Source organism: Roseateles sp. (genome assembly GCF_031397715.1).
Taxonomy (GTDB): Bacteria; Pseudomonadota; Gammaproteobacteria; order Burkholderiales; family Burkholderiaceae_C; genus Paucibacter_A.
The window spans coordinates 1-6040 of the sequence record NZ_JANNMI010000071.1; the positions used below are offsets into that span (position 1 = coordinate 1).

Here is a 6040-nt window from a genome sequence, read left to right on the forward strand (position 1 = left end):
TGCTGGGCCGCGAGGTCAAGCTGGTGGCCAACTGGGTCGACGGCGTGACCGTGGCGCCGGGTGAGCTGGTGTTGCTGGAGAACTGCCGCGTCAACAAGGGCGAGAAGAAGAACGACCCGGTGCTGGCCAAGAAGCTCGCCGCCTTGTGCGATATCTTCGTCAACGACGCCTTCGGCACCGCTCACCGCGCCGAGGGCACGACCTACGGCATCGCTCAGTTCGCGCCGATTGCTTGCGCCGGCCCCTTGCTGGCGGCCGAGATCGACGCCATCACGCAGGCGCTGGCCAACCCGAAGCGGCCGCTGGTCGCCATCGTCGCCGGCTCCAAGGTCTCGACCAAGCTGACCATCCTGAAGGCGCTGTCCGACAAGGTCGACGGCCTGATCGTCGGCGGCGGCATCGCCAACACGATCATGCTGGCGGCGGGCTTGAAGATCGGCAAATCGCTGGCCGAGCCCGATCTGGTCGCCGATGCGCGGGCGGTCATCGAGGCGATGAAGGCACGCGGCGCGGCGGTGCCGATTCCGGTTGACGTGGTGGTGGCCAAGCGCTTTGCGGCCGACGCTGAGGCGACCGTCAAGGGTGCCGCCGATGTGGCCGACGACGAATTGATCCTGGACATCGGCCCGCAGACCGCCGCCATGCTGGCCGAGCAATTGAAGGCCGCCGGCACCATCGTCTGGAACGGCCCGGTCGGCGTGTTCGAGTTCGAAGCCTTTGCGCATGGCACCGAGACGATTGCGCGCGCGATCGCTGCGTCCAGCGCCTTCAGCATCGCCGGTGGTGGCGACACTCTTGCCGCGATCGCCAAGTACGACATCGAAAAGGACGTCGGCTATATCTCCACCGGCGGCGGTGCCTTTCTGGAAATTCTGGAGGGCAAGACCTTGCCGGCATTCGAGATCTTGAGCCAGCGCGCCGGCTGAGCGAGGATCAGCCCTAGAAAAAGTGTTGCGATCTTTGCATAAGGCGTAAAGCACTCGGCACCGGAGCGGAGGAATTGGCGCGGTAATCTGCGCCCAGTTCTAAAAATCAGGAGACATCGATGAAGAGTAGCAACGACGCAAATAATTTGTCGCCGGCCGAGGCCGCGCTGCGCGAGGCGGCGCTGGAGTACCACCGCGCACCGACGCGCGGCAAGATCGCCGTCACCCCCACCAAGGCCTTGTCCAACCAGCGCGATCTGTCGCTGGCTTATTCGCCCGGCGTCGCTTATGCCTGCCTGGCGATTGAAAAAGACCCGTCGCTGGCGGCCGAATACACCTCGCGCGCCAACCTGGTCGGCGTGATCACCAATGGTACGGCGGTGCTGGGCCTGGGCGATATCGGCCCGCTGGCCTCGAAGCCGGTGATGGAAGGCAAGGGCTGTTTGTTCAAGAAATTCGCCGGCATCGATGTGTTCGACATCGAATTGGCCGAGCGCGACCCCGATAAATTGGTCGACATGATTGCCGCGATGGAGCCCACGCTGGGCGGCGTCAATCTGGAGGACATCAAGGCGCCCGAGTGCTTCTACATCGAGAAGAAGCTGAAGGAGCGGATGAACATCCCGGTCTTCCATGACGACCAGCATGGCACGGCCATCATCTCCAGCGCCGCGTTGTTGAACGGCCTGGAGTTGGTCGGCAAAGACATCGGCGCCGTCAAGCTGGCGGTGTCGGGCGCGGGTGCGGCGGCGATTGCCTGCCTGGACGTGATGGTGGGTCTGGGTGTGCGGCGCGAGAATATCTTTGTCTGCGATTCCAAGGGCGTGATTCAGGATCAGCGCGAGGATGCCAAAGCCGGCAAGCTGGACGAATCGAAGCAGCGCTACTGCCAAGTTACTTCAGCGCGCAGCTTGGCCGATGTGGTCGACGGCGCCGATGTCTTCCTAGGGTGCTCGGCCGCCGGCGTGCTGACGCAGGAGATGGTCATCAAGATGGCTTTGAGGCCCATCATCCTGGCGCTGGCCAACCCGGAGCCGGAGATTCGCCCGGAACTCGCCAAGGCGGTACGGCCCGATTGCATCATCGCGACCGGTCGCTCGGACTATCCGAACCAGGTCAATAACGTCTTGTGCTTCCCCTATATCTTCCGCGGTGCGCTGGACTGCGGCGCGTCCAAGATCACGGAAGCAATGAAGCTGGCCTGCGTGCGTGAAATCGCCGCCCTGGCCAAGGCCGAAACCAGCGACGAAGTGGCGGCGGCCTATGCCGGCGAGGAGCTGCATTTCGGCCCCGACTATCTGATCCCCAAGCCCTTCGACGCGCGGCTGATTCTGCGCATCGCGCCGGCGGTCGCCAAGGCCGCTGCCGAGTCCGGTGTGGCGCTGCGGCCGATCAATGACCTGGAGGCTTATCGCCAGTCGCTGGAGCGCTATGTCTATCAAACCGGCATGTTCATGCGGCCGGTGTTCACGGCGGCTAAAGCCAATCCTGCACGGGTCATCTACGCCGAGGGCGAGGACGAACGGGTGCTGCGCGCGGTGCAGGTGGCGCTGGACGAAGGCATCGTCAAGCCGACCTTGATCGGCCGGCCCGAGGTGATTGCGGCACGGATTGAGCGTGCTGGCCTGCGCCTGAAGCTGGGTGTCGATGTGGCGGTGATTGACCCGGACAACGATGCGCGCTTTCGCCAGTACTGGGAGGCGTATCACCAGGTGTTGGGTCGCCAGGGCGTGACGCCCGATATGGCCAAGGCAGCGGTGCGCCGCTCGGCCACCACGATTGGCGCGCTGGCGATCAAGCTCGGCGATGCCGACGCGATGATTTGCGGCATGGTCGGGCGCTTCGACAACCATCTGGAGCATGTGGCCGACCTGATTGGTCTGAAGCCCGGTGCGCGCAACTTTGCCACCATGAATGCGCTGATGCTGGATCAGCACACGCTCTTCATCACCGACACCTTCGTCAACGACCAACCCGACGCCGAGCAGCTGGCCGAGATCGCCGCGATGGCGGCCGACGAGGTCAAACGCTTCGGCCTGCCGCCCAAGCTGGCCTTTGTGTCGCACTCGATGTTCGGCTCCAGCAAGCGGCCGTCGGCGGTCAAGATGCGTCGGGCGCGCGAGTTATTTACGCGGCATGCGCCGGAGGTCGAATGCGACGGTGAGATGCACGGCGACGCGGCGCTGTCCGAATCGGTGCGTGCCGCCTTTCTGCCCGGCAGCACGCTGAAGGGCTCGGCCAATCTGTTGGTCTTGCCGTCTTTGGATGCTGCCAACATCTTGTTCAATGTCTTGAAGGTGACCTGCGGGCATGGCGTCACGGTCGGGCCCATCCTGCTCGGCGCGGCGGCGCCGGTGCACATCCTGACGCCGTCGGCGACGGTGCGGCGCATCGTCAATATGACGGCGCTGGCAGTGGCCGACGTGTTGGCGGCGCGAACGAATTGTTGATTTAGGCTGCTAACGCGTTCAACCAGGGCGCGGCCGCGCGAATCTCGATGCGGCCGACGTCATGGGCATTGCGCAGGTCGCGCAGCAACTGGGTGGCGCGCGCCTGCGGCCATTCGGCGGCAAAGCGGGCCAGCGCGCGGTGCGGTTTACTGTCGCTGATCTTGCATTCGATCAGGTCGGTCAGATGCTCGCCCTCGCTGAGGCAGAAGTCGACCTCGGCCTCGTCCTTGGTGCGGATGTAGTGCAGGGCGACCGGCTTGCCCAAGGTGTCTTGCTGCCACTCAATGTGTTTCAGCAGGGCGCAGGCGACCAGGTTTTCATAGCGGGCGCCGATGTCACCGAGCACCAGGCCGGTGTCGTAAAAATAGACCTTGGGCGCTTGCAGCGTGGCGCGCGCGATATTGCGGTGCCAGGGCCGCACGGTGAAGACAATGAACAGCGCTTCGAGGATGTCGAGGTATTTTTTCAGCGTCACCGGCGACAGATTCAGGTCGCGCGCAATCGACGCCAAGGACAGCGGTGAGCCGACCCGGCTGCGCAGCATGTCGGCAAACAAGCGCATCGCCGCCACCTCCTGCAGGCGCGAAAACTCCAGCACATCATGGCGTACCAGGCCGTCAAAGTATTGCCGGCGCCAGCGCTCGGCTTCGTCATCAGACTCGGCCAGGCAGGGTTCCGGGAAGCCGCCCCGGGCGAGCAAATGGCTCAAGGCCTGCTCGGGCGCCGCGCCGGTTTGTTCGCACCATTCACGCACCGAGATCGGATGCAGATGCAGGGCAAAAAACCGCCCGGCCAGCGAGTCGCCGGTTTGCCTGAAGGTGTCCAATCTTGCGCTGCCAGTGACCAGCAGTTGCTGCGCCGCCGGCTTGCCATCAAACACGCCCTTGAGCCAACTCTTCCACAGCGGCATCTTGTGGATTTCGTCCAGCACCAGCAGCGGGCTGCGCTTGTTCCAGGCCTGGCTCAGGATCAAGCGCCGGTCCTCGGCCACGTCGTAGTTCAGGTATTGGCCGCCGCTGCCGTCGCCGCCGACGGCCTGAGCCAGCAAGGTCTGGCTCAGGCTGGTTTTGCCGACCTGGCGCGGGCCGACCAAAAAGACCATCTTCTTGGCCAAGTCCAGGCGGATACGATCGTCTAGATAGCGATTCATGCGACTATATTACAGCGTGTTTTTCAAAATTCGCGACTTTTTGATATTCTGTGCTCGGCATGACGACACTTGAGTCGCGCCCTGGGTCACTCAATCGGGCCAGCGTCATGTAACTCGATGTACCTGTTGCGCCGACTCATTTGCGCTTCATAATCGCCGCCTGTAACTTTATTTCAGCGAGAGCCCGCCATGACCCGTGCCACCAAGATCGTTGCTACCCTCGGCCCAGCTTCGTCATCACCGGAGATTCTGGAGCGGATGATCCGGGCCGGCGTGGATGTGGTGCGGCTGAACTTCTCGCATGGCAAGGCGCAAGACCATATTGACCGCGCCCGCATGGTGCGCGAGGCGGCCGACCGCGCCGGCAAGGCCGTCGCCATCATGGCCGATATGCAGGGACCGAAGATCCGCGTCGGCAAGTTCGAGCACGGCAAGATCGAGTTGATCAATGGCGAGCGCTTCATCCTCGACGCCGATCGCACCGAGCTGGGCAATGAAGAAGCCGTCGGCCTTGATTACAAGGAACTGCCGCGCGATGTGAGGCCCGGCGACACGCTCTTGCTGAACGACGGTTTGTTGGTGTTGACGGTCGAGGCGGTGCGCGGTGCGGCGGTCCACACCATCGTCAAAGTGGGCGGTGAGTTGTCCAATAACAAGGGCATCAACAAGCAGGGCGGCGGTTTGACCGCACCGGCCCTGACCTCCAAAGACATGGAGGACATCAAGACCGCGATGAGCTTCCGCTGCGAGTACTTGGCGATCAGCTTCCCCAAGAACGCCACCGATATGGAGATGGCCCGCCAACTCGCCAATATGGCCGGCGAGCCCTACAACCACAAGCCCAGCATGATCGCCAAGATCGAGCGTTCGGAAGCGATCCCGCATTTGGAGGCGATCCTGAAGGCCAGCGACGGCATCATGGTCGCGCGTGGCGACCTGGCGGTTGAGGTCGGCAATGCGGCGGTGCCTGCCCTGCAAAAACGCATGATCAAGATGGCGCTGGCGCTCGACAAGGTGGCCATCACCGCGACCCAGATGATGGAGTCGATGATCGTCAATCCGGTGCCCACGCGCGCCGAGGTCAGCGATGTGGCTAACGCGGTACTTGATGGCACCGACGCCGTGATGCTGAGCGCCGAAACGGCGGCCGGCAAGTATCCGGTCGAGACCATCGAGCAGATGGCCGCGATCGCGCAAGAGGCCGAGCGGGCCGAGTTCGTCACGCTGGACACCGACTTCCAAGGCCGCCAGTTTGGCCGCATCGACCAGTCGATCGCGATGGGTGCGCTGTTCACCGCGCACCACCTCGGCTGCAAGGCGATCCTGGCGCTGACCGAGTCCGGCTCCACCGCGCTGTGGATGAGCCGTCACCGCATCCAGGTGCCGATCTATGCCTTGACGACGCAAGAAATCAGCCAGCGCAAGTTGACGCTGTATCGCAATGTGCGGCCGCTGCTGATGCCCAAGTTCGAGGACCGCGACACCGCGCTGGCGGCCGCCGAGAAGATCCTCGT

Annotated in this window: 4 protein-coding genes; 3 read left to right on the top strand and 1 reads right to left on the bottom strand. The window is 63.5% G+C overall.

Going from position 1 to position 6040, the window contains the following annotated elements:
• The coding region (locus tag RMO57_RS03250) for a phosphoglycerate kinase (RefSeq protein ID WP_310384168.1) at window positions 1-926 on the top strand (926 nt) is incomplete at its 5' end.
• Window positions 927-1045: 119 nt separating this feature from the next.
• The gene (locus RMO57_RS03255) at window positions 1046-3376 is read left to right on the top strand and encodes an NADP-dependent malic enzyme (RefSeq protein WP_310384170.1); all 2331 of its coding nucleotides are present in this window, start codon (window positions 1046-1048) and stop codon (window positions 3374-3376) included.
• Between the two features lies 1 nt (window position 3377).
• On the opposite strand, the gene RMO57_RS03260 is transcribed toward RMO57_RS03255, so the two are convergent.
• On the bottom strand, window positions 3378-4526 hold the full coding sequence (locus tag RMO57_RS03260) for an ATP-binding protein (protein ID WP_310384172.1): 1149 nt from the start codon (window positions 4524-4526) through the stop codon (window positions 3378-3380).
• A 189-nt stretch (window positions 4527-4715) separates the two neighbouring features.
• Here RMO57_RS03260 and pyk point away from each other — a divergent pair.
• A partial coding sequence (gene pyk / locus RMO57_RS03265; RefSeq protein ID WP_310384175.1) for a pyruvate kinase occupies window positions 4716-6040 on the top strand: 1325 nt, incomplete at its 3' end.

Excerpts from the sequence above, each read along its gene's own strand:
- RMO57_RS03260 (WP_310384172.1), bottom strand. The coding sequence starts at position 4,526 with ATGAATCGCTATCTAGACGATCGTATCCGCCTGGACTTGGCCAAGAAG.
- RMO57_RS03255 (WP_310384170.1), top strand. The coding sequence starts at position 1,046 with ATGAAGAGTAGCAACGACGCAAATAATTTGTCGCCGGCCGAGGCCGCG.